The 23,048-nt window shown below is 71.0% G+C and carries 19 protein-coding genes; 5 read left to right on the top strand and 14 right to left on the bottom strand.

Going from position 1 to position 23,048, the window contains the following annotated elements; translation table 11 throughout:
• Nucleotides 1-34 precede the first annotated feature (34 nt).
• The 7 genes from QT196_RS30360 to QT196_RS30330 form a co-directional block, all read right to left on the bottom strand.
• Nucleotides 35-2,845 carry a polynucleotide kinase-phosphatase gene (locus QT196_RS30360; protein ID WP_290356059.1) on the bottom strand — a complete coding sequence of 937 codons (2,811 nt, stop codon included), beginning with the start codon at nucleotides 2,843-2,845 and terminating at the stop codon, nucleotides 35-37.
• A complete protein-coding gene (locus tag QT196_RS30355; protein WP_290356058.1) occupies nucleotides 2,842-4,497 on the bottom strand; it encodes a 3' terminal RNA ribose 2'-O-methyltransferase Hen1 in 1,656 nt (551 codons plus the stop codon). The genes QT196_RS30360 and QT196_RS30355 overlap by 4 nt, the downstream gene beginning before the upstream one ends.
• Nucleotides 4,498-4,567: 70 nt before the next feature.
• A complete protein-coding gene (locus tag QT196_RS30350; RefSeq protein ID WP_168481809.1) occupies nucleotides 4,568-5,491 on the bottom strand; it encodes an LLM class F420-dependent oxidoreductase in 924 nt (307 codons plus the stop codon).
• Between the two features lie 185 nt (nucleotides 5,492-5,676).
• A complete protein-coding gene (locus tag QT196_RS30345) occupies nucleotides 5,677-6,135 on the bottom strand; it encodes a DUF6099 family protein (RefSeq protein WP_168481808.1) in 459 nt (152 codons plus the stop codon).
• A gap of 383 nt (nucleotides 6,136-6,518) precedes the next feature.
• A complete protein-coding gene (locus QT196_RS30340) occupies nucleotides 6,519-6,878 on the bottom strand; it encodes a nucleotide pyrophosphohydrolase (protein WP_168481807.1) in 360 nt (119 codons plus the stop codon).
• A complete protein-coding gene (locus tag QT196_RS30335) occupies nucleotides 6,875-8,329 on the bottom strand; it encodes a biotin transporter BioY (protein WP_290356057.1) in 1,455 nt (484 codons plus the stop codon). Before QT196_RS30335 ends, QT196_RS30340 begins: the two co-directional genes overlap by 4 nt.
• Nucleotides 8,330-8,384: 55 nt before the next feature.
• The gene (locus QT196_RS30330) at nucleotides 8,385-8,774 is read right to left on the bottom strand and encodes a cell division protein SepF (protein WP_168481806.1); all 390 of its coding nucleotides are present in this window, start codon (nucleotides 8,772-8,774) and stop codon (nucleotides 8,385-8,387) included.
• A gap of 220 nt (nucleotides 8,775-8,994) precedes the next feature.
• Here QT196_RS30330 and QT196_RS30325 point away from each other — a divergent pair, with 220 nt between their 5' ends.
• Entirely contained in the window at nucleotides 8,995-10,152 is a 1,158-nt protein-coding gene (locus tag QT196_RS30325; protein WP_211117449.1) for a magnesium and cobalt transport protein CorA, read from the top strand.
• A 252-nt stretch (nucleotides 10,153-10,404) separates the two neighbouring features.
• Here QT196_RS30325 and QT196_RS30320 read toward each other — a convergent pair whose 3' ends face one another.
• Genes QT196_RS30320 through QT196_RS30305 form a run of 4 tightly spaced genes read right to left on the bottom strand, consistent with a single transcriptional unit; the run spans nucleotide 10,405 to nucleotide 15,331 of the window.
• Nucleotides 10,405-11,499 carry a polyprenyl synthetase family protein gene (locus QT196_RS30320; RefSeq protein ID WP_290356056.1) on the bottom strand — a complete coding sequence of 365 codons (1,095 nt, stop codon included), beginning with the start codon at nucleotides 11,497-11,499 and terminating at the stop codon, nucleotides 10,405-10,407.
• Complete coding sequence (locus tag QT196_RS30315; RefSeq protein WP_168481804.1) at nucleotides 11,496-12,509, bottom strand: terpene cyclase; 1,014 nt, start codon at nucleotides 12,507-12,509, stop codon at nucleotides 11,496-11,498. The genes QT196_RS30320 and QT196_RS30315 overlap by 4 nt, the downstream gene beginning before the upstream one ends.
• Nucleotides 12,510-12,568: 59 nt before the next feature.
• Nucleotides 12,569-13,972 (bottom strand): cytochrome P450, encoded by a 1,404-nt coding sequence (locus QT196_RS30310; protein WP_290356055.1) that lies wholly within the window; start codon nucleotides 13,970-13,972, stop codon nucleotides 12,569-12,571.
• A gap of 21 nt (nucleotides 13,973-13,993) precedes the next feature.
• The gene (locus tag QT196_RS30305; protein WP_290356054.1) at nucleotides 13,994-15,331 is read right to left on the bottom strand and encodes a cytochrome P450; all 1,338 of its coding nucleotides are present in this window, start codon (nucleotides 15,329-15,331) and stop codon (nucleotides 13,994-13,996) included.
• 234 nt (nucleotides 15,332-15,565) lie between these two features.
• Here QT196_RS30305 and QT196_RS30300 point away from each other — a divergent pair, with 234 nt between their 5' ends.
• Complete coding sequence (locus QT196_RS30300) at nucleotides 15,566-16,819, top strand: glycosyltransferase (protein ID WP_290356053.1); 1,254 nt, start codon at nucleotides 15,566-15,568, stop codon at nucleotides 16,817-16,819.
• 30 nt (nucleotides 16,820-16,849) lie between these two features.
• Here QT196_RS30300 and QT196_RS30295 read toward each other — a convergent pair whose 3' ends face one another.
• A complete protein-coding gene (locus tag QT196_RS30295) occupies nucleotides 16,850-17,713 on the bottom strand; it encodes an ABC transporter permease (protein WP_290356052.1) in 864 nt (287 codons plus the stop codon).
• Entirely contained in the window at nucleotides 17,673-18,755 is a 1,083-nt protein-coding gene (locus QT196_RS30290; RefSeq protein WP_266731590.1) for an ATP-binding cassette domain-containing protein, read from the bottom strand. Before QT196_RS30290 ends, QT196_RS30295 begins: the two co-directional genes overlap by 41 nt.
• 558 nt (nucleotides 18,756-19,313) lie before the next feature.
• Here QT196_RS30290 and QT196_RS30285 point away from each other — a divergent pair.
• Nucleotides 19,314-20,336, top strand: a complete 1,023-nt coding sequence (locus QT196_RS30285; RefSeq protein WP_290356051.1) for a hypothetical protein — start codon at nucleotides 19,314-19,316, stop codon at nucleotides 20,334-20,336.
• A 42-nt stretch (nucleotides 20,337-20,378) separates the two neighbouring features.
• Nucleotides 20,379-20,912 (top strand): hypothetical protein, encoded by a 534-nt coding sequence (locus tag QT196_RS30280; protein ID WP_168481799.1) that lies wholly within the window; start codon nucleotides 20,379-20,381, stop codon nucleotides 20,910-20,912.
• Nucleotides 20,913-20,946: 34 nt separating this feature from the next.
• Here the strand turns inward: QT196_RS30280 and QT196_RS30275 are convergent, their stop codons facing one another.
• The gene (locus tag QT196_RS30275) at nucleotides 20,947-22,074 is read right to left on the bottom strand and encodes a PP2C family protein-serine/threonine phosphatase (RefSeq protein WP_290356050.1); all 1,128 of its coding nucleotides are present in this window, start codon (nucleotides 22,072-22,074) and stop codon (nucleotides 20,947-20,949) included.
• Between the two features lie 204 nt (nucleotides 22,075-22,278).
• On the opposite strand from QT196_RS30275, the gene QT196_RS30270 reads away from it, so the two are divergent.
• Nucleotides 22,279-22,869, top strand: coding sequence for an XRE family transcriptional regulator (locus QT196_RS30270; protein WP_042159684.1), 591 nt, complete (start codon nucleotides 22,279-22,281; stop codon nucleotides 22,867-22,869).
• Nucleotides 22,870-23,048: the final 179 nt, after the last annotated feature.

Raw genomic sequence — 23,048 nt, 5'->3', positions numbered from 1 at the left:
GAACTCTCCATCCCTCCCTCCCCCTCCAGTCCGCCTACAGCCGCGGGTCCACCGGCTCCGACTCCAGGGCGAGCACCGCGAAGACCGCCTCGTGGACCCGCCACAGCGGTTCGCCGTCCGCCATCCGGTCGAGCGCCTCCAGGCCGAGCGCGTACTCCCGCAGGGCCAGCGAGCGCTTGTGGCCCAGGTGCCGGACGCGCAGCCGCCGGAGGTTCTCCGGACGGGTGTACTCCGGCCCGTAGATGATCCGCAGGTACTCGCGGCCACGGCACTTGACGCCCGGCTGGACGAGCCGGCCGTCGGCCTGCCGGATCAGCGCCCGCACCGGCTTGACCACCATGCCCTCGCCACCGGCGGCGGTCAGCTCCTGCCACCAGGCGATACCGGCGGCGACCGAGGTCTCGTCCTCGGTGTCGACCAGGATCCGCCGGGTCGTGGCGAGCAGCCCCGGCCGGTCCGTGACGCCGCCGGCCGTCCCGCCCTCCCGGGCCGCCACCGCGCCCTCGGCCGCGATCAGCCGGTCGAGCAGGGCGAGCTGCTCGGTGTGCGCCAGCCCGGCGAGGCTGCGGCCCCGCACCGCGAGGATCTGGAACGGTGCGAGCCGCACACCGTCCAGCTCCCCCAGCCCGGCGCCGCCGCCCGGCTCCTGCGGCTCCGGCGGCTCCTCGCCGTCCGCCGCCGTCGCCCCGACGCGCCAGCAGTAGCGCCGGTACGCCTCGGTGAACGCGGCCGCGTCCGCCGCCCGGTCCTGCTGACGGCCGCGCAACGGTGCCACCTCGACTCCGCGGGCGGCCGCCGCGTCCAGCGCACCGAGCACGCCCGGGAACGCCGCCCCGGACGCCGCGCCCACCGCCGCGTACTGCTTGCGCAGCAGACCGGTCGCCTTCAGGGACCAGGGCATCAGCTCGGCGTCCAAGAGAAGCCAGTCGGTCTCCAGCTCGTCCCACAGACCGGCCTCCTCGGCGCAGTCCCGGACCCGCCGCAGCAGGCGTTCGGTCGCCTCCGGGTCGTCGAAGAACGGCCGGCCGGTACGGGTGTACAGCGCGCCCGGCACGCCCTTGGGCACGCCGAAGCGTTTACCGGCCACGGTCTCGTCGCGGCACACCAGCGCCACCGCGCGGGACCCCATGTGCTTCTCCTCGCACACCACTTCCCGTACGCCGTCGGCCCGGTAGCCGGCGAACGCCTCCGCGGGGTGCTCCAGGTACCCCTCCTCCGACGAGGTCGCGCAGGGCGCCATCGTGGGCGGGAGGTACGGCAGCAGCCGCGGGTCGATCGCGAAGCGGCTCATCACCTCCAGCGCGGCCGCGGCGTTCTCCTCCTTGACCGCGAGGCGGCCCATGTACCGGGTCTCCACGATCCGCCGCCCGGCCACATCGTTCAGATCGAGCGGACGGCCGTCCGCCCCGCCGGGCGCCTCCGACGCCAGCGGCTTCGTGGGCTCGTACCAGACCCGCTCGGCCGGTACGTCCACCAGCTCGCGCTCGGGCCACCGCAGCGCGGTCATCGCCCCGCCGAAGACACAGCCGGTGTCCAGGCAGAGGGTGTTGTTGAGCCAGGTGGCGCGCGGGGTGGGGGTGTGGCCGTAGACGACGGCGGCGCGGCCGCGGTAGTCCTCGGCCCACGGGTAGCGCACCGGCAGGCCGAACTCGTCGGTCTCGCCGGTCGTGTCCCCGTACAGCGCGAAGGAGCGCACCCGCCCCGAGGTCCGGCCGTGGTACTTCTCCGGCAGCCCGGCGTGGCACACCACGAGGCCGCCACCGTCCAGGACGTAGTGGCTGACCAGGCCGCGGATGAACTCCGCGACCTCGGTACGGAAGGCGGCGTCCTCCTTCTCCAGCTGCTCGATGGTCTCGGCGAGCCCGTGGGTGTGCTGGACCTTGCTGCCCTTGAGGTAGCGGCCGAGCTTGTTCTCGTGGTTGCCCGGCACACACAGCGCGTGCCCGGCCCCGACCATGCCCATCACCAGTCGCAGCACGCCGGGGCTGTCCGGCCCGCGGTCGACGAGGTCACCGACGAAGACCGCCGTACGGCCCTCGGGGTGCACCGCGTCTACCGGCCGGCCGAGCGTGTCGCGCACCAGCGCATAGCCCAGCCTGCCGAGCAGGGTCTCCAGCTCGGAACGGCAGCCGTGGATATCGCCGATGATGTCGAACGGACCGGCGAGATGGCGCAGATCGTTGAATCGCCGCTCGGTGACGACCTCGGCCGACTCCACCTCCTCCGGGCCGCGCAGGATGTGCACCTTGCGGAAGCCCTCCCGCTCCAAGTGGCGCAGGGAACGGCGGAGTTCGCGCTGGTGGCGCTGGATGACCCGGCGGGGCAGCCCAGCCCGGTCGGCGCGCGCCGCGTTGCGTGCGGCGCAGACCTGCTCGGGCATGTCCAGCACGATCGCCACCGGGAGGACGTCATGCTCCCGGGCCAGCCGCACCAGCTGGGTACGCGCCTCGGACTGCACATTGGTGGCGTCCACGACCGTCAGCCGCCCGGCGGCCAGCCGCTTGCCCGCGATGAAGTGCAGGACGTCGAAGGCGTCACCGCTGGCGCTCTGGTCGTTCTCGTCGTCGCTGACCAGCCCCCGGCAGAAGTCGGAGGAGAGGACCTCGGTCGGCCGGAAGTGCCGGGCGGCGAAGGTGGACTTGCCGGAGCCGGTGGCTCCGATCAGCACCACGAGGGAGAGGTCGGGCACGGCGAGCGTACGCGGCGCCCGCTCGGGCCGGGGCCGCGGCGGCTGCTCCGCGCTGTCCTGGCGGGGACCGCTGTCCTGCGCGCTCCCGCTCTCCTGCTGGTCCTCGTGCGGGTGCTCGTTCTTCTCGCCGTACTCGCTACGGTCGTCGTCCGTCATGCCGCGACCTCCTTCCCCCTCATCGAGCCGCTGCCGCCCGCAGCGCTGCTGCCACCTTCAGGCGCCCGGTTTTCCCGGACGCTCCCGCTGTCTTCGGACTGCCGGTCCTCCCGGCTGCCGCCTTCGGGGCCGCGGCCTTCCCTGCCGTTCCCACTGCCTTCAGGCTCTCGGCCTTGCCGGCTGTTCGCACTGTCTGCCGGGCCGCTGCTGTCGTCACCGGCCCTGCGGAAGTGCGCGAGCTGGGTGGGCGGGCCGACCTCGGGGTCGTCCGGGCCCACCGGGCCGAAGCTCACCTCGTAGCCGTGCCGGGCGGCGACCCCGTGCGCCCACTGCCGGAACTCCTCCCGGGTCCACTCGAAGCGGTGGTCCGCATGCCGCACCCGGCCGGCCGGCAGCGACTCCCAGCGCACGTTGTACTCGGCATTCGGCGTCGTCACCACGACCGTGCCCGGCCTGGCCGACCCGAACACCGCGTACTCCAGCGCCGGCAGCCGCGCCGGGTCGACATGCTCGACGACCTCGCTGAGCACCGCCGCGTCATACCCCTTCAGCCGGCCGTCGGTGTACGCCAGCGACCCCTGTACGAGCCGTACGCGCGCCGACTGCCGCTCCGACATCCGGTCCAGCCGCAGCCGGCGCCGCGCCTCGTGCAGCGCCCGCATCGACACATCCACGCCGACGATCTCGGTGAACTGGCCCTCCTTGAGCAGCGCACCGACCAGCTGGCCCGGACCGCAGCCCAGGTCGAGCACCCGCGCCGCGCCGGCCGAGCGCAGAACCGCGAGGATCGCCTCCCGCCGCCGGACAGCGAGCGGCACCGGCTTCTCCTCGGTGTCCGCCTCCTCGTCCACGGCGTTGTCGAGCTCCTCGGCGGCCACGTCGTCCGACTCGGCCAGCCGCACCAGTTCCAGTCGCTCCATGGCCTGGCGCGTCAGCGACCAGCGCCGCGCGAGATAGCGGCCGACGATCACCCGCTGCTCCGGATGGCCCTCCAGCCAGCCCTCGCCGGCCCGCAGCAGCTTGTCGACCTCGTCGGGCGCGACCCAGTAGTGCTTGGCGTCGTCCAGCACCGGCAGCAGCACATACAGATGCCGCAGCGCCTCGGACAGCCGGCACTCCCCTTCCAGGACGAGCCGTACATAGCGCGAGTCACCCCACTCCGGGAACGTCTCGTCCAGCGGTACCGGCTCGGCCCGCACCGTCCAGCCCAGCGGCCGGAACAGCTTGTCCACCAGCTCCGGGCCACCCCGGGCGGGCAGCACCGGCACCTCGATACGCAACGGCAGCGCCTGCGCCACCAGCTCGGGCCGTGCCGTGCACTGCCCCTTCATCGCGCTGGCGAAGACGGTCCGCAGCGCCACCGCCAACAGCGAGGAGGCCGCGTACGGGCGGTCGTTCACATACTGGCCGAGCGCCGAATCCGGCGCACCGCCCCGGCCCTTGCCGCGGCTCTTGCGCACCAGGGCGATGGGATCGACCTCCAGCAGCAGTGCGGCGGTGCACCGTTGTGCGTCGGCGTCCGGATAGAAGACATGCGCGGTGCCCTGCGACGTCGAGAACCGCTGCGCCTTGTCGGGATGCTTGTGCAGCAGAAAGCCGAGGTCGGTCGCGGGACGGTCGGCGCTGCCGGTGGTGGTTATCGTCAGGAACACGCGTCCGAGTATTGCCGCAAGACAGCCCCGGCCCCACCGGTTTTCCACGACAGCGCCGCCCCGCCCGGCGTCAGTTCAGCTGCGACTGCACCTGCGTCGAGATCAGCTCCAGGTGGTCCAGATCGTCCAGGTCCAGCATCTGCAGGTAGACCCGGGACGCGCCGATCGCGGCATAACGGCCGATCTTGTCGACGACCTCGGCGGGCGAGCCCGCCAGGCCGTTGGCCTTCAGTTCGTCCACCTCGCGCCCGATGGCCGCGGCCCGTCGCGCCACCTCGGCGTCGTCCCTCCCGACGCAGGCCACGAGGGCGTTGGAGTACACCAGCTCCTCGCCCTTCCGCCCGGCGGCCTCGGCGGCCGCCCGCACCCGTCCGAACTGGCGCGCGCTGTCTTCGAGCGAGGCGAAGGGGATATTGAACTCATCGGCGTACTGCGCCGCCAGCCGCGGTGTACGCGTCGCACCGTGGCCGCCGACCAGCACCGGCACCTTGCCCTGGGCGGGCTTGGGCAGCGCGGGCGAATTCTCCAGCTGGTAGTAGGTCCCGTCGTAGCTGAACTCCTCTCCTGTTGCGGTGCCCCACAGGCCGGTGATGATCGCCAGCTGCTCTTCCAGCCGTCCGAACTTCTCCTTGGGGAACGGAATGCCGTACGCCTTGTGCTCCTCCTCGAACCAGCCCGCCCCGAGGCCGAGTTCGACCCGGCCGCCCGACATCTGGTCGACCTGGGCGACCTGGATGGCGAGCGCACCCGGCAGCCGGAAGGTGCCGGCCGTCATGAGCGTGCCGAGACGGATGCGCCGGGTCTCACGAGCGAGGCCGGCCAGCGTGATCCAGGCATCGGTCGGGCCGGGCAGCCCGTCGGCATTGCCCATCCGGAGATAGTGGTCCGAGCGGAAGAACGCGTCGAAACCAAGATCCTCAGTAGCTTTGGCGACCTTCAGCAGAGTCTCGTAGGAGGCACCCTGCTGCGGCTCGGTGAAGATTCGTAGGTCCATACCTCCATCCTGCACGCCGCACGACCCCCCAACCGTCGGAGAGCGCTTCGGCGCAGCGGGGCGGACTGGGTACGGGTGGCATGGGGATGGACACGGCCGGCGGTGGGCGGGGCCTGACCATGAATGGCGCGAGACATGCGACGGGGCGAGCGCAGGGTTGGCACGGTCGTGCGGTGGTGTGGTGCTCAGGCGGGGTTCCGGTCGCGCACCTCCAATTTCTCCAGTATTCCGGCGACGCGGTCTCTCGATTCATCGACCGTGTCCATCGCCTCGACGCAGGTCCAGTACATCCCGTCCTCGTCCGCCAGCAGCACCACCGCCACCAGCGCTTCGCACACCTCTCGCAGCAGGAGGCACAGGCCGGTTAAAGCCGCCTTGGCATCACGCACCTCGGACAGCTGAGCCGCCCGCAGCCCACCGCCGGTGACCGACGCCGGGCACAGCAGTCCCCCGCTGAACCGCCCGCCTGCGTCGCCCAATCCCCGGGCCCTGGACCGCACTTCATACGGCCCGAATATCGCGAGATGGCTGCCGACCGCCTCCGCCAAGGCCTGCGCCTGCCATGCCTCGACGATCACTCCCTGAACCGTGTTCGCCTCTGCCAGCCCGCGTCGACTGGCCGCGATGATCCGCACCGCGTCCATCCGCTCCCCTCCTCTCCTCTTCATTCGCATGCACCCTGCACTCTTTCCACTACCCAGAGTGAATGCGAACACCCAAAAAAGCCAGGGGAATTCGCAGATCTGTGGACAAGCGAGGCGATGTGGAAAGATCCATGACTCCGGAGAGTGACAAGCGGCTGTCGTACCCCCGCTCCCTCCCCTTCCGCCCCAGCACCCCCACCCCTCACACCACCGGCACAAGTCACGCGAAACCGCCGAAGCGAACACGGACCGGACCACCGGGCGAACAGCACACGGCACCACGGACAACACACCAGGGGCGGGGCCGGCGTTCACACCCCGCCGGCCCCGCCCCTGCACCCCCGCGTTCTTCGCTCCCCCGCGCCCTTAGCTCCGTCCCCGCCCTACTCCTCGCCCTCCCGCGGCCGGTCCGGGCGCGCCGAGCGGACCGCCGGGAAGCGCGACTCATTGCGCTCGATCTTCGCGGCGAGCGCCGCCAGGGCGTCGATCCCCAGCGCCTCGCAGAACTGGAGCAGATACGCCAGCACGTCCGCGACCTCGTCCTCGACCCGGCCGGCCTTCCCCGGGTTCGTCATCACCTTCGCCGACTCCTCCGGCGTCAACCACTGGAAGATCTCGACGAGTTCCGCGGCCTCGACGCTCAGCGCCGCGGCCAGGTTCTTGGGCGTGTGGTACTGCTGCCAATCCCGCGCGGCCGCGAATTCGGCCAGCCGTCGCTGCAACGCATGAAGATCCTCGCTCATACCCCTAGGTGTAGCACCTGTACGCCGGGCAGCCCCTCGGCGACCGAGGGATCCCGCACCGTCCCCAGCAGCCGCACATGCCCGCGGTCGGTCATCCGCAGGGCCAGCGACACCAGCTCGCGCGCCTGCCTGGCGTCCATACAGCGGTCCATCCCGTCCGCCATCACCGTCATCTGCTGATGGGCGGACGGCACCTCCCCGACCGGATCCATGGCCAGCACCTCCGGCCCGGTGAGCAGCACCAGCGCCAGCGCGAGAAACCGCAGCTCACCGTCGCCGAGCTGCTCGACGGGCAGCTCACCCAGCTCCCCCCGGTCGAGGACCGCCCGCACGCCCGCCACCCCGGCCCGCGGCCCCGCGGTGCCCACCGGCCCGGCCGGCGCAGCGGCGTCGGCGGGCGACTCCCCCGTACCGCCCGCCTGCCACGGCACCGCACGCAGCCCCTCGACGGGACCGGCGCAAGCCTCCCGTACCGCCGCGACCAGCACCGCATGCCGTCGCGCACACTCCTGGCTGGTCCGCTCCAGCACCGCGGGCAGGTTGTCGCAGGACGACCGCAGCCGCCCCTCGGCCCGCGTGCCCTCCGTATCGCGGGCCCAGCCGCCCGCCTCACCACCACTGCCCGTACGCTTCCGCGGCCCCCAGGCCCCGGCAGCCCCACCGGCCCCGCCCGGCTTCCCCGCCCCGCCCCGCAAGCCCGCTTCCCGGCCACTCCGCCGTACCCCGACGCCACGTCCGGCACCACTGGCGCCACTGGCACCACCGGCGCCGTCCGCACCACACGCACCGTCCGGCCCGGCTCCCCCCGTCCCGCCCGTCCCCGCTCCCCGCATGACCTCCGGCCGCGGGTCGCACACGAACGCCGACCGCAGCGCGACCACGACCTGTTCGGCCGCCGCGAGGACCAGGCGCTGCCCCGCCGTCTTGCCCGCGACACGCAACGGCAGGAGTGAGGTGCCGAGCCGGTCGTCGGGCAACGGGGCGCGGGTCACCGGAGTCGCCCCCGCGGTGTGCCAGGCCGCCTGGACGGTGGGGCGGTCCGGGTCGGTGAGCGCGGTGGTCAGCAAGGTCTCGCCGCCCCCGGTCAACCGCTCGCCGACGATGCGGAGTTCGGGCTCGGCCTGGACGGCGAGATCGAGGCTGACGGGGCCGGCCGGACCGTCGACCGTGCAGCCGATCCGGAACCCCCGCCGCCCCTGTGCGTCGGGGCGCGCCCCGGCCGGCACACACGCCGCCGGGCTGCCCGCCACCTCCCCCACGGCCCGGGCCAGCGACTCACCACTGCCGAGCCGGGCGAGGATCTCGTACGCCTGCAGCGCACTGGACTTGCCGCTTCCGCTCTCACCGCTCAGCAGCGTCAGCCGGGTGAGCGGCAGGGTGACGCCGCGATGGGTTTTGAAGGCGGACAGCCGTAATTCGGTGACCGCCGGCCGCACAGTCTCGGTATTCATGCCGGGACGCTATGCAGCACCCCGACCGGAGAACCGTTACGCCCAACAGCTCTTCCTACGAACGGGGGACGCCCCCGAGTGCTGTTTCCGCGACCTCGGTACCAACGGGCGCCAGCAGGAAGACATTGGTGTCGACGCGGTGCATCCCGCTGCCCAGCCCGAAGACGACTCCGCTGGAGAAGTCCAGGATGCGCTTGGCGACGTCGGCGTCGGCGCTGCTGAGGTCCAGCAGGACGGGGATCTGCGCCATCAAGTACTCGGCGACCTCACGGGCGTCCGCGAAGGTCTGGACGCGGATGACGATGAACCGCCGCAGCTGCTCCGCCGGCTCCTCCTCGGGGAGGGCACGGTGGTCGGGCCAGGAAGGCCATCCGCTGCTGCTGCGGAGCGGGACGACCTCGGCGAGCCCTTCCCACTGCTCGTCGGTGGCATCGGGGCCGTTCACCGAATCACCTCACCCAGGGGAGCGCTGGCTGTCTGCGGTATCTGCATCGCACAATTCTAGGGATAGACGTACAAAGCCCGGCGGACGCGACACACGCCGCGTCGCGTCCGGTTCCATCCTGCACCATGGCCGCTGACCTGTGCTGACATCCTCGGCAGATATCCTGCGTCGAGATTCTGTGTGCCCGTTCATCCCCCTTGTGACGGAGGTCCGTTCTGTCGTGAGCTCTGAGCCTCCCGGCCGTCGGCCGCGTGGACTGCGCGGCCTGCGCAAACCCGCGAAGAAGCGGCCCGCGGGACCGCCGCCCGCCGAGACCACGGACGGCTCCGCCGCGCCGGAACCGCCGGCCGAAACCCCCAGCAGCATCATCACCGCCGCCCTCTATCGCGACGGACACCGGGTCAGCACCCATGAGACGCTCGCCGACGCCTTCCGGCAGCAGCGCGCCACCTCCGGCACCCTCGCCTGGATCGGCCTGCACCGCCCCACCTCCGCCGAACTGGTCACCCTGGCGTCGGAGTTCGACCTCCATCCGCTCGCCATCGAAGACGCCCTGGAGGCGCACCAGCGGCCCAAGCTGGAGCGCTACGGCGGCACCCTCTTCGTCGTTCTGCGCGCCGCGCGCTACCTCGACGACCCCGAGGAGGTCGACTTCGGCGAGCTGCACGTCTTCGTCGGCCGGGACTTCGTGATCACCGTGCGGCACGGCGGCGCCCCCGACCTCTCGGCCGTACGCCGGCGCATGGAGGACACCCCCGAACTCCTCAAGCGCGGCCCCGAAGCCGTCCTCTACGCGATCCTCGACGCGGTCGTCGACGGCTACGCACCAGTCGTCGACGGTGTCCAGACCGATATCGACGAGATCGAGACCGAGGTCTTCGGCGGCGACCCCCGGGTTTCCCGCCGTATCTATGAACTCTCCCGTGAGGTGGTCGAGTTCCAGCGCGCCACCCGCCCGCTGAACGGCATGCTGGAGAGCCTGACCGCGGGCTTCGAGAAGTACGCCATCGACGAGGAACTGCGCCGCTATCTGCGCGATGTGGCCGACCACGTCCTGCACACCACGGAGCGGGTGGACGGCTTCCGGCAGGCCCTTCAGGACATCCTCACCGTCAACGCGACCCTGGTGAACCAGCAGCAGAACGCCGAGATGCGCGCCCTGGCCGAGGCCGGTTTCGAGCAGAACGAGGAGGTCAAGAAGATCTCGGCGTGGGCGGCGATCCTCTTCGCGCCGACCCTGGTCGGGACGATCTACGGCATGAACTTCGACGAGATGCCGGAGCTGCACTGGGTCTTCGGCTACCCCTTCGCCCTCGTCCTGATGGCGGTCGTCTGCACCAGCTTGTACCTCATCTTCAAACGGCGCCGCTGGCTCTGACCAACGACTTGCGGGGGCGGCAGCCGGGCGGGAACCCCGGAGCGGGGCTCAGGGCCGTCAGCGCGGGGCTCCACCGCTGTCATCGTGCGCCCGCAGACTCTTGACCTGCCACGAACGCAGTACGGGGGCTGCCGCGCGTACCACGGACGCAGACGCCGTCTCCGCCGCCTCGATGGGGTCTCTCACACCCTTGCGCGCGGTCTCGGCCGGGTGCCCAGCGGCCCGGCCGCTACTCCGTGCCCCCGCGAGGGATCAGACGTCCCTGCGGGTGATCAGGTCGGCGAGCGCGGTGAGCGCGCGGGTGCCGTCCGGGGTGACGCCGGCGGTGGCCAGCCGGGTGACCGCCGCGGTCCGCTGTCGCTCGGCCTCCTCCTGGGCCCAGCGCCTGCCGCCGGCCTCCTCGATCAGCCGGGCGGCCGTGCGCAGCTCGGCGTCGTCCAGGGGCTCCGTACGGTGGTAGAGCGCGGCGAGCCGGTCGCCGGCCGGGGTGCCGCTGGACAGGGCCGCGACGACGGGCAGGCTCTTCTTCCGCGAGCGGAGGTCCGAGCCGACGGGTTTGCCAGTAACGGCGGTGTCGCCCCAGATGCCCAGCAGGTCGTCGACGAGCTGGAAGGCGAGCCCCAGGTGCCGTCCGAACTGCCGCAGGGCGTCGACCCGTTCGGCCCCGGCACGCGCCGCGAGTGCGCCGAGCGCGCAGGCCGCGGCGAGCAGGGACGCCGTCTTGCCGGCCGCCATCTCCAGGCATTCGGCCAGGCCGACGTCCGCCCGGGTCTCGAAGGCGAGATCGGCGCCCTGGCCGGCGACCAGTGCGAGCAGGGACCCCGAGAGTTCCCGTACGGCCTCGGGGCCTCCCTGAGGGCATCGGTGGGCGAGGGTGTCGACAGCGACGGCCAGGAGGGCGTCACCCGCCAGAATCGCCTGTGTGGAGCCGAACTGCGACCACGCCGTACTACGGCCCCGGCGCAGCAGATCGCCGTCCATGAGGTCGTCGTGCACCACCGAGAAGTTGTGGACGAGTTCCACCGCAGCGGCGGGCGCCACCGCCTCTTCGGCCACCGCCCCGAGGGCCTGGGCCGCGGCCAGCACCAGGGCCGCGCGTACGCCCTTTCCGCCCTCCCCGTTCGCCGGCCGGCCGCACTCGTCCGACCAGCCGAAGTGGTAGGCGGCCACCGAGCGGACCGGTTCGGCGAGACGGTCCACGGCTTTGCGGAGTTCGGGTTCGGTCAGCTCCCGGGCCGTTTTGAGGAGGTGCCAGGCGTCGGGGGCGGAATTCCCGGGGGCGGCGGCATTTCCGGGGCCGGCAGAGCCGGGCTGCGCGAGTGCCGGTCTCTCCCCTGTCGTGGTCACTGGTCCACCTTCATGAGACTCGCCTCCAGGTACTCTTCCGGCCGTATTTCCTCGTCGCCTTCCACGGGGCGATAGCGCTTGGTGCTCCTGGACCAGTCAAGATTTCCTCGCATCCAGGTCCGCATGCCCGCGAGGGTGGGGACGAGCACCGCGTGGTGCTCGGGGCGGGCCGCCAGGAGTTCCCGCTCCTTTTCTAGGAACAGCGTGGTCTCGGTCGAGGTGGCGGCGCAGACGTGGTCCAGCGCCCCGGGGGTGTCGAGTCCTCGGTGGTGCTCGACGATATGGACGAGATTGTGGACCTCGCCCAGTGCGCGCTCCTTTGCGAGCGAGTAGACGTCGTTGGTCCAGCACACGACGTTGCACGCGGCGTCGAGAGCAGCCTGGAACTGCGCACCGGTATAGAGGGAATCGGGGATGTCGATGCGTTCGACGATGTCGATGAAGTCCATGCAGACATAGATCGCACCGGTGTGCCGGCGCATTTCGATATAGGTCTCCTCGTCCGGCACCGTTCCCGTGACCCGGTTCCCGGCCTCCCAGGTGGCGGCCACGGTGAGGCAGTCGTCCAGGTGCTGGACGAACCGGCGGCGCCAATGCGCGGTGGCGTGCGGTGCCGTACGCAGCCACAGATCGGCGAGTGCGGAGACCGCCACCGGGCCGTCCCGGTCGGCCGCAGCCGCCGCCCCGTGATCCGGGCTCTCCAGTACCACCCGCATTCCGTCCACGATGTCCCGTGCCCGTTCGGGGCTGCGCCCGATGCTTCCGTCGTCCAACTGGTCGTCGACGAGAAAGAGCCAGGCGAACCAGTCGGCCATGAGATTCAGCCGGGTGGCGTCGGCGGTGGGATACACCATTGCCGCGAACCAGCCGAAGTCGGCTTTGGCAAAGCGCTTTCTGGCGGCTTCCCGCTCTATCAGCCCTATGCGCCGTGTCCAGTCCGTCAGATGCTCACGGGCCTCCGCGACATGGGGGCTGATCCGGTAGGGAAAGGGGTGGAAAATATCCGGCACGGGTGTCTCCGCTGTCGTCGCTGGTGCCGCGGTCCGCGCACCGCGCCTGGTGGTCGGGTTCATCCGCGGGGCTCCGGCCGCAAGTGCACTCCGCCCTTGGGGTGCAGGGTGATCAGGGCCTCCGGGTGCACCTCGGCGGCGCCTTCGGGCATGACCAGCCGGTGGTGCCGGGCCACGGTGGCCAGCACGAGGGTGAGTTCGGTCAGCGCGAAGTGCTTGCCGATACAGATGCGGTGGCCGCTGCCGAACGGTATGTAGACGTGCTTGGGGCGCTGGGCGACCTGCTCGGGGGTGAAACGCTCGGGCACGAAACGTTCGGGGTCTTCCCAGAAGTCCGGATGCCGGTGCAGGAAATAGCTGTTGATGAGGACATTGGCGCCGGCCGGCATCCGATAGCCGTCGATCTCGTCCTCTTCCCGCGCCCGGCGCATGAACTGATACGCCGGGGAATAGATGCGCAGCGTCTCTTCGACGACCATGCGGGTGTACACCAGCTTCGGCAGATCCTCGAAGGCCGGGACCCGGCCGCCCAGCACCTCGTCGACCTCGGCATGCAGCCGCTCCTCGATCTCGGGATGCCGGGCCAGCAGATAGAACGCCCACGAGAGGGTGTTGGTGGTCGTTTCGTAGGCGCCGATGCAGATGTTCAGGACCTCGTGGTGCAGTTGCTCCAGGTCCATTCCCTTGCCGTCCTCCTCGTCCACGGAGTGCAGCAGAAGGGTCAGCAGATCGGTTTCCTCGCCCGTGGCGACCTCGTCGTTCAGCCGCTTCTTGATGAAGCCGGAGACGAATGCGTCCATACCGTTGATCGCCCGGCGCAGCCGCCGGTGGCTGGGCGTCGGGACGCTGAGCGGAGGGAACGGGAATCGGAAGAAGGCGCCGAGGATACTGTTCGCCTCGCCGAAGGCCCGCTCGAAGGCCTGGGCGGCGGCCCCCACATCGGCACTGAAGAGCGACCGGTTCACGATCCGGAGCGCCAACTGGCCTATTTCGTCGGTGATGTCGAGGGTGTCACCGGCGGCGGTACGGGGTTCCCAGCGCTCCAGCATCTGCACGGTCTCGTCCGTCATGTTCCGGGCGAACGCGCTGACCGTGCGCGGGGTGAAATGCGGGGCCATCATGCGGCGCTGGCGGCGCCACAGTGCCATATCGGCATTGGCGATCAGGCCGTTGCGCAGGACCGGACGGACCACCTTGAAAATGGCGGCGTCCTTGTCGTACTGCTCGCCCTTATCGACCAGGATGTGCCGGATGTGGTCCGGGTGGTTGACCATGACCATGGGGAGGCCGAGCGGGCGGAACCGGAAGATGTCGCCGTGCCGCGCCAGCCCGTCGCCGAGAAAGGCGAGCTGGTCACGTTTGAAGGCCAGCGTTCCGCCGATACCGTCCCGCGCCGTGACCGTGGGAATCTCTCTGAGGGAAGGCGTCCGGCGCGCGGCACGGGTACGCGGAGTCAGGGGCATTCATGACCTCTTTGTGATGCGTCAGCGACGGTGCAGCCGGAGATGGATGCCGCCCTTGGGATGCAAGGTGATCAGCGGCGCGAAACCCACCGGGGCCTGGCCCTCCGGCCGGGTGATGTGGAAGGTCTGGGCGAGCATGGCCGTGATGATGTGCAGTTCGGTCAGCGCGAAATGCTTGCCGAGGCAGTGGCGGGGCCCGCTTCCGAACGGCTGATAGACGTGCCGCGGCCGTCGGGCGATTTCTTCCGGGGTGAACCGCTCGGGATCGAACCGGTCCGGGTCCGGCCAGAATTCGGGGTGCCGGTGGAAGGTGAAGAGATTCAGATAGACATCGGTTCCCCGGGGAATCCGGTACCCGCCGATGACATCGTCGTCGACGGCGTGCCGCATGGTCTGCCACGCCGGGGTGAACAGGCGCAGCGTCTCGTCGATCACCATGCGGGTGTAGGTCAGACGGGGCAGATCGTCGAGAGTGGGTACGCGTCCGTCCAGCACACCGTCCACCTCATCGTGCACCCGGCGCTGGATATCCGGGTACGCGGCGAGCTGGTAGAAGATCCAGGAGATGGAATTGCTGGAGGTTTCATATCCGGCAATGATCATGGCCAGGATCTCATTGGCCAATTGCTCATGGGTGAGCCCGGTGCCGGTCTCCTCATCCATCGCATTGAGCAGCAGCGTGAACAGGTCGGGCTTCTCGCTCTCCCGGGCCAGGCGCGCATCGATGAGATACGCGATGAAGCCGTCCATCTCCCGGATCAGCTGCCGGAGCCGGTTCCGGGACGGCGAGTACCAGGACAGCGGTGGGAAGGGGAACCGGAAGAAGTCCCCCGCGATGGCGTTCACTTCCAGGAAGTCCCGCTCGAAGCGCCGGCCGCGGTCGTCCGCGTCGACCCCGAACAGCGCGCGCAGCACGATCCGCAGCGCGAGATTGGCGACTTCGGTCGTCACCTCGACCACCGCGCCCCGGCCGGCCGGCTCTTCCCACTGGCGCAGCAGGTCGCCGGTCAGATCGCTGATGTTCGTGGTGAAGTCGGCGACACTGGAGCGGCTGAAGGAGGGCTGCATGATCCGGCGGTGCCGACGCCATGGCTCGCCGCCCTTGTTCGCGATGAGCCCCTCGCGCAGCACTGTCCGGGTGGCGCGATAGAGGAAGTTGTCCTTGTCGTAGTTCTGGTGGCTGTCGACCAGGACGTGCTGGAGATAGTCAGGGTGATTGACCATCACCGTGGGCAGACCGCCCAGACGCATATGGAAGATATCGCCATGAGTCCGCACCGAGCGCACCAGGAACGCCAGTTGGTCGCGCCGCATTTCCGCAAGGCCCACGAGATTCTCGCGCAGGCTCAGTCGCGGCACGGGCTGTGGCGGGTTTTTGCCTTCGGGCGAGTCTAATCGGGCAGAAACAGTGGACACGGAAGATCCTTGGAAGTCAGGAGCTGGTGCCGAACTCTCTGAAGGCTAGCCGTTCAAGATTTTGTTTCGTTATCGATCGGCTTCCGAAATCCGCAGGCCGCGGCGGACTCTCCGACCGTCCGAGTCGCCGACGGGAAACCGCTCATGGCTCACCGGACCAGACCCTACGATGCCGCCATGACAGTCCTCATTGTTGCCACCGGCACCCAGGGCGACATCTCACCCTTCCTCGGCCTGGCCACCCGGCTGAGGGCAGCCGGACACCCCGTTGCTCTCGCCACCTACGAGGCATTCGCCGAACAAGTCCGCCGGAACAACTGCGAATTCCGTCCGCTGCCGGGCGACCCCCGCGCCCTGGGCGTCGCCGAACAGGGCCGGCTGAAAAAGGCCGGAATCGGCGATTCACTCCGCGCAGGTGTATGGCTGAAGAACATACGCCGCCATCTGGAAGCGCTCGGTGACGGTTTGATCGCCGCCGCCGAGAAGGACACCGACCTGCTGTTGTGCAGCGGCCTGACCATGTTTCACAGCTACCACTTGGCGAAGGCATTAGGGATTCCCAGCATGGGACTGGGACTTCAGCCGCTGCACCCCACCGGGGACTTCCCACCACCGATCGGCGTGCCTTCCCTGGGCACCTGGGCCAACCGCTCCCTGGGACAGCTGATGTTCGCCACCGGGCTGACCCCCTGGTCGAGCTCGCCGGAATTCTGCAGGAAAATCGCGGTGCCCCCGATGAACACCGCGGAGACCTTCCGCCGTACGACCGACGAGCGTTGGCCCGTCCACTACGGCTTCAGCCCGACCGTGGTCCGCCGCCCCGCCGACTGGCGTCCCGGGGTGGAGGTGGTCGGCTACTGGTGGCCGCCCGAGCAGCCCGCCTGGCAACCGTCCCAGGAACTTCTGGACTTCCTCGACGACGGCCCCGCCCCCGTACGCATCGGCCTGGGCAGCGTGGGCGACCCGCGCGACGCGGAACGGATCGGCGAGCTGGCCGTCGACGCGCTGCGCCGGGCACGGGTGCGGGGCGTCGTCCAGACCGGCTGGGCCGGACTGGACGCCAGGGACGACGCCGTCCTCACGATCGGCGACGCGCCGCACGACTGGCTGTTCCCGCGGATGGCCGCCGTGGTGCACCACATGGGTGCCGGCACAACCGGCGCGGGCCTGCGCGCAGGAGTGCCCGCGGTGGGCCTGCCGGCCTTCGGGGACGCCCCCTTCTGGGCTCGCCGCGTCGTGGCGATGGGCGCCGGCCCCGGTTTCCTCCCGCTCGGCACCCTGCACGCCGGCCGCCTCGCCGAACTGATCCGCACGGCCGTCGACCGGCCCCAGTACGCGCGACGCAGCCGTCTGCTGGCGGCGAAGCTCGCCCAGGAAGACGGCGCCGGACGCACCGTCGAGGCGGTGGACCGACTGCTCAACTCCGGCTGAGGGAAACCGTAGGGAGCGGGAGGGCCAGGCTCACCGGGCCAGCCGCCCCAGGAGCGACGAGGCGGCGGCGATGCCGAGTGCGGCCGCGCCCACCAGGACGGCGTAGTCGAGGGCCAGGTGGGCGTGGGTGCCCAGGAGGAGGCCGCGGAGGGCGTCGACCTGGTAGCTCAGGGGGTTGATCAGGCTCACCGTCTGGAGCCAGCCGGGCATGATCGCCACCGGGTAGAGGGCGTTGGAGGCGAAGAACAGCGGCATGGTGATGGCCTGGCCGATGCCCATCAGCCGGTCCCGGGTGAGCACGATCCCGGCGATCGTCATGGACAGACAGGAGAAGAAGGCCGAGCCGAGGACCACGGCGACGGCAACGGCGAGCAGCCGGAGGGGGTTCCAGGTCATGGCCACACCGAGCAGGGCGGCGATGACGATCACCACCACGGCCTGGATGAGCGCCTTCACCCCGGCGGCGAAGGCCTTGCCGGCGATCAGCGCGGACCGCGGGGTCGGGGTGACCAGCAGCTTGGTGAGGATGCCGGCGTCCCGCTCCCAGATGATCATGATGCCGTAGAAGATCGCGATGAACATGGCGGACTGGGCGATGATGCCGGGCGCCAGATAGTCGATGTACGGGGTGCCACCGGTCGGGATGGCTTTGAGGCGGGTGAAGGTCTCGCCGAACACCAGGAGCCACAGGGCGGGCTGGACGGCGCGGGTGTAGAGCTCGGTGCGGTCGTGGCGCAGCTTTTGCAGTTCGACCACGCACATCGCGACGACGCGGGCGATCAGCACCCGCCAGCCGGTGCGGGCGCGCGGCGGGACCAGCAGCAGGTCCAGCCGGTCGGCGCCGGAGGCGGTGTCAGCCGACCCGGTTGGCGGTGCGGCGGGTGCTTCGGACATCGCGGAAGTCTCCTGACTGCTCGTCGAGGCCGCTGCCGGCGACGTCCCGGAAGACGTCCTCCAGGGTCGGCGCGGTGTCGGACGGGCGCGAGGGGGCCGACGACGGAGAGGAGGAGGTGGCCGGGGCGGCAGGGGTGGAGGGTGAGGCTGCCGAGGCCGTCGGGGTGGCGGTGTCCGGGGCGTCGGACGGGGTGTGGGGCGCCGGCTGACGGGCGGCCGAGGTCCGGGCGGCGCGGCGGCGGGCGCGCAGGGCGGAGCGCAGCTCCTCAGGGGTGCCGAGGGCACGGATCCGGCCCTGGTGCATCAGGGCGAGACGGTCGCAGTACTGGTCGGCCTCGTCCATGTAGTGCGTGGTCACCAGGACGGTCATACCGGTGGCGGCCCGTACGGCGTTGATGTGTTCCCAGACGCTGGTACGGGCGATCGGGTCGAGGCCGATCGTCGGCTCGTCGAGCATCAGCAGCCGGGGCGCGCTGACCAGGGCCTGGGCGAGTTCGAGGCGGCGGATCATGCCGCCGGAGTACGTCTTGGCGAGCCGGCCGGCCGCTTCGGTGAGGCCGACCGCCGCCAGCGCCTGGGTGACGCGGGCGGCGCGCTCGCGGCGGGAGACGTCGAAGACCCGGGCGAACAGCGCGACGTTCTCCCGGCCGGTCAGCCCGGCGTCCGCGGACAGCTGCTGCGGGACGTACCCCAGCAGCCGGCGCACCGCCATCCGCTCCTTCGCCGCGTCATGCCCGAAGACCCGCACCATGCCGGCCGGGACGGGCAGGAGGGTGGTGATACAGCGGATCGCGGTGGTTTTCCCCGCGCCGTTCGGGCCGAGCAGCCCGAAGACCTCACCGGTGCGGACGGAGAGGTCGACGCCGTCCACGGCCTTGGTCTCGCCGAACGCGTAGCGCAGCGCGTGGCAGGTCACGGCGTCGGGGAGGGGCGCGTGCGGACCGGGGGCGCCGGGAGCGGGCGTGGCCGGGGTGTGCGGTGGCCCGTCCGGCGCCGCCGGTTCGGTGAGCCGTCCCCGCCCTCGCTCGTCGTCGGTGGTCATGGGCCCTCCGGATCAGCCGCGGGACACCGGCCCGTCCCGCGTCGGGCGGGTCGGGAACCCCCTGCGGGCATGTTCCGATTTTAGGTCCGAGGGGCGGCGGAGACCGGAACGCGCGCGGGGCGGGGTATCGAACGGCCCACCGGGAGGCCGGGCGGTCACCGCCGCCACGACGGCCCCGCCGGTCGCCTCCGCTGCGACGGCCCCGCCGCCTCGCCGCCCCACCGGGCCCGCCGCGAAGCAGCCCGGCACGCGAGAGATCAGCTCCCTTCCGGAGGCGGAGGTGGAGGCGGAGGCGCCTCTTCCGGCGGCGCGATCTTTGGGCGGGCCCCGGACCACCGCCGCGACCGGTCCGGCCTGCGCGGATACCGCGCCCGGCAGGAAGGCGTCCCGGCGCGCCCCCGGATCCCAGCGCCGCCCCCGGCCCGCCCCCGCCCTGCCCCCAAACCCCGCCCAACTGCCGTACCTGACAACCCACTTGACAGCCACTTGTGGTGGGAGAAGCCTGTCTCTTTCGGCAGTTGCCGGATGTCGGGGGATACCGGGGGAATCGGGGGACTCATGGTGAGGTACACGTCTGCGCACACGACGGGCGGGACGGCGGCGGGAGCGGGCCGGACAGCGGCCCACCCACGCCGCCGTACGGGCCGGGCCACCGCACTGGGCGCGGCGGCCCTCGCACTGGCGCTGCCGCTGACGGCCTGTTCGGCAGGCGGAGGAAGCGACGCTCCAACGGGCGGATCAAGCAGCTCGGCGGCCGGTTCGGCACCGTCCCCCACCCCATCGCCGACCGCCGACCCCGCCACCTACCGTCATGCGCTGACCGACGCCCTCCGCCCGCTCGACAGCGCGCTGCGCGCGGTCGACGGTGCGCACGAGGGCGGTCCCCTGGACAAGGCGCTGAACACCGCTGCGGGCAAGGCCGAGACCGCCGCCGACGCCCTGGAGGCGGTCGCCGCACCGGACAACGCCCTCTCGGGCACCAGCCAACTCGCCACCGCCCTGCGCGCCTTGGGACAGGATCTGCGCAGTGCCCGCGGCGGCGTCGGCCGCTGCGCCACCTCACCCCGCGTCGAACTCGACACGGCGCACGGCCCGCAGAGCGTCAAGGAGGCCGCCCGCGCGCTCAAGGCCCTCGGCTATGACACCGCGCTGCGGCTGCCGCGTACGGAACGGGCCCAGCACCGGCGGCCGGCGAACGGCACCTTCGTGCGCGACGGCAGCCGGGGCGGGCTGGGCCGGCTGACCGTCAACAACGGCACCAGCTCCGATGCGGTGGTGACGCTGACCCGCGGCACCCGCACGGCGTTCTCCCTGTACGTCCGCAAGGGCGCCAAGGCGACCGTCCGCAGCGTCAACAGCGGTGCGTACACGGTGTACTTCACCACCGGCGAGGACTGGAACGGCGGGAAGCGCTCCTTCACCCGCGGATGCAGCTTCGAGAAGTTCGACGACAAGGCGAACTTCCGGACGGTGCGGGTGTCCGGCGGGACGCAGTACACGGTGCTGACCTTCACCCTGAACAAGGTGTTCGGCGGCAACGCTGCCACGAGCACGGTGCCGCCGGGCGAATTCCCCTCGTAGCGGCGCCCGGTGCGCCCGAGCGGCTCGGTAGGGTGACGTCACGTGGGCGACAGCACGATATGGACTCTGGCAATCGCGGCGGTGACCGGCGGCACGGCGGTGCTCGCCAGTTGGGTCACCAGCCGCGGCAGCGCGCGGGCCGCCAGGATCCAGGCCGAGACCGCCGCGCGCTCGCAGCGTGCCGAGCGGCTGCGGGAGAGCCGCCGCACCGCCTATCTGGATCTGATCGAACAGACCCACCGGATGGGCGAGTTGTTCTGGGAGATCTCCACCGTGCTGCGGCTCCCCCGCTCCGAGTCCCGTGCCTCCACACTCGGCGAACTCCAGGACCGGGAGGTCGCCGAGTACGCGAGGATCCGCCGCTGCGCCCGGGTCGTCGAACTGGAGGGCCCGCAGTCGGCCGCCGCCGCGGCCCTCGCCCTCCAGAAGGCGACCCGCCCGTTCTACGCCGCCCTCAGCGCGGACCTGACCGGCGACCCCGACGGCCAGGACTCCTTCGACGCCGCCTACCGCCCCTACTGGAAAGCCCTGGAGGAGTTCGTCGACGCGGCACGGGACGCCCACCAGACGGACTGACGCGAACCGCCACGGCACCACGCCAACCGCTCTCCTACGCCCCACCACCGCCGCCGTCAGCGCCGTCAGGTGCCAGGGCGAGCAGAGCGACATCGTCATGGAAGACGCGGGTATGGCGGGGCAGATCGGTGTTGAGGAAGTCGATGACATCGGCGGGGCCGGGCGCGGGCCGATCGCCGAATCGGTCACGGAGACGGTCGAGAAGCGGGTAGAAGGCGCCGTTGTGGTCGCGGGCCTCGATCACCCCGTCGGTGCACAGAAGAAGGACATCACCGCAGGTGAAGGAGTGGGTGTAGGCGACGGGCTCCTCATCGGCCAGGGCGCCCAGGCCGAGCGGGAGCGCAGGCGGCCCGATGAGGGGCGTCACCTCGCCACGGGAGATCAGGACCGGCTCGATGTGCCCATGGTTGATGATCGTCACTCGCTGGGCGGCGGCGTCGTACTCGATCAGCGCGGCGGTGACGAACAGCTCGTCATCGGGAAGCTCTTCGGCCTCACGGGCCATGCGCCGCTCCATACGGGCCGCGACGGCCGGCAGCTCCCCCGGCTCATGGACCGCCTCACGGAAGCTGCCGAGGATATCGGCGACCGTACGGACGGCCTGGAGTCCCTTGCCGCGGACGTCGCCGATGATGGCGCGCTCACCGGCCGGGGTGGCGCGGAGGTCGTAGAGGTCACCGCCGACCATGGTGCCGACCTCCCCGGACCGGTACAGCCCGGCCGCGAGAAGGCGGCCGACCCGGTGCGGCACCGGCCGCAGCAGGGTCCGCATCAGGGCCTCGGCGACCGAGCGGGCGCGCACCAGATACTGCTCCTGGCGCCGGCGGTGGGCCGCCAGCGCCACCCCGAGCACACCGACCAGACCGGTGGCGACATACGCGGCGACATGGTGGTTCTCCCACAACATATGGATGTTGTGGCCGGTACAGCACGGGGTGCCCGCCAACACGCCCTCCAGCAGCACCGCGAAGACCGTGGCCGCCGCGACCAGCACCGGGCCGAGGGAGTAGGCGGCGATCACCGGCAGGGCGATGAGCAGGAAGCTCACCGCCCACGGCGTGGGGGTGACGGTTTCGAGCAGCAGGACGAACGCCACATAGGCAACGGGCAGCCAGCGCATCCACGCGGGCGGACGGGGCACCTCGAAGCCCTTGCTGTCCACGGTCTCCGCAAGCCGCCCCGCCGTACGTCCACGGCCCCGCCGCCGGTCACGGCCGGACCGCCCAGCGATCCACTCACCCGATCCGTCCACACGGGCTCCCCACACGACCGCGACCAAGAGCCACAGCCTGACGCCCCCAAACAGACCAGCCCGCTCATTAGGCCGTCAGCGGCATGTCCCCTGCCCCGGCATTAGGATGCGGGCATGGCAGACCCGGCCCCCTCCACCCCTCCCGCGCGGGATCCGGAGCTCGGCTTCCCGCCGCCCGGCGAGGTGCTGCACCGGCTCCGTACGCAGCGGGGGATGTCGCTTCGCCAAGTGGCCGCTGAGTGTGGGCTGTCGGTGTCCTTCCTGGCCGGTCTGGAGCGGGGCGAGACGGATATCGCGCTGGAGCGGCTCGGCCGTCTGGCGAAGGTGTTCGACCACGATGTCGGCTCGTTCCTGGGGTTCTCCCGGGGGCGGGCCACTCCCTCGCTCTTCCCCCGGGAGAAGCAGGAGACCCTGAACCGGGCGCCGGGTGTCGTCTACCGTGTGCTGCGGTCCCCGGAGCTCGGATACCAAGTGGTCACGGGGGACTTCGCCCCGCACAGCGGCCTCACCGAGGACCTTCAGCACGAGGGCTCCGATCTCATCATGGCGACGCGGGGCACTCTGGTGGCCCGGTACAACGGCCGGGACCATGAGCTGCGCGCCGGGGACTGCATCCAGTGGTCGGCCGGTCATCCGCACACCTTCCGCAATGACACCGATGAGCCGGCCCAGATGGTCGCCGTACTCTTCTCCAGCCTCTACTGAGCCCCTCCGCTCTCCTCCAACTGCCCTGCGGACCACGGCCCGTGGGGCTTTTTGCTGCCCGGGCTCCCGACCTCCCGTCCGGGCCGTGGCCATGACCACCACGGTGACCCCGAAGAGCGGAAAACCGTCGCAGTGAACGATATTTTGCTCTAGCGTGCAGTTTATCGAACACGGTCAAA

Origin of the sequence: Streptomyces sp. P9-2B-2, assembly GCF_030406865.1 — a bacterium.
Lineage (GTDB): Bacteria > Actinomycetota > Actinomycetes > Streptomycetales > Streptomycetaceae > Streptomyces > Streptomyces platensis.
The sequence above is the reverse complement of the archived record's forward strand: the minus strand, read 5'-3'. Positions and strand labels throughout refer to the sequence as shown.

Bases quoted from the DNA above. Each gene is read 5' to 3' on its own strand.
- QT196_RS30345 (WP_168481808.1), bottom strand. From the start codon at position 6,135: ATGGACGCGGTGCGGATCATCGCGGCCAGTCGACGCGGGCTGGCAGAG.
- QT196_RS30300 (WP_290356053.1), top strand. From the start codon at position 15,566: ATGACAGTCCTCATTGTTGCCACCGGCACCCAGGGCGACATCTCACCC.
- QT196_RS30350 (WP_168481809.1), bottom strand. From the start codon at position 5,491: ATGGACCTACGAATCTTCACCGAGCCGCAGCAGGGTGCCTCCTACGAG.
- QT196_RS30270 (WP_042159684.1), top strand. From the start codon at position 22,279: ATGGCAGACCCGGCCCCCTCCACCCCTCCCGCGCGGGATCCGGAGCTC.
- QT196_RS30335 (WP_290356057.1), bottom strand. From the start codon at position 8,329: ATGAATACCGAGACTGTGCGGCCGGCGGTCACCGAATTACGGCTGTCC.
- QT196_RS30285 (WP_290356051.1), top strand. From the start codon at position 19,314: ATGGTGAGGTACACGTCTGCGCACACGACGGGCGGGACGGCGGCGGGA.
- QT196_RS30310 (WP_290356055.1), bottom strand. From the start codon at position 13,972: ATGCCCCTGACTCCGCGTACCCGTGCCGCGCGCCGGACGCCTTCCCTC.
- QT196_RS30340 (WP_168481807.1), bottom strand. From the start codon at position 6,878: ATGAGCGAGGATCTTCATGCGTTGCAGCGACGGCTGGCCGAATTCGCG.
- QT196_RS30290 (WP_266731590.1), bottom strand. From the start codon at position 18,755: ATGACCACCGACGACGAGCGAGGGCGGGGACGGCTCACCGAACCGGCG.
- QT196_RS30295 (WP_290356052.1), bottom strand. From the start codon at position 17,713: ATGTCCGAAGCACCCGCCGCACCGCCAACCGGGTCGGCTGACACCGCC.
- QT196_RS30360 (WP_290356059.1), bottom strand. From the start codon at position 2,845: ATGACGGACGACGACCGTAGCGAGTACGGCGAGAAGAACGAGCACCCG.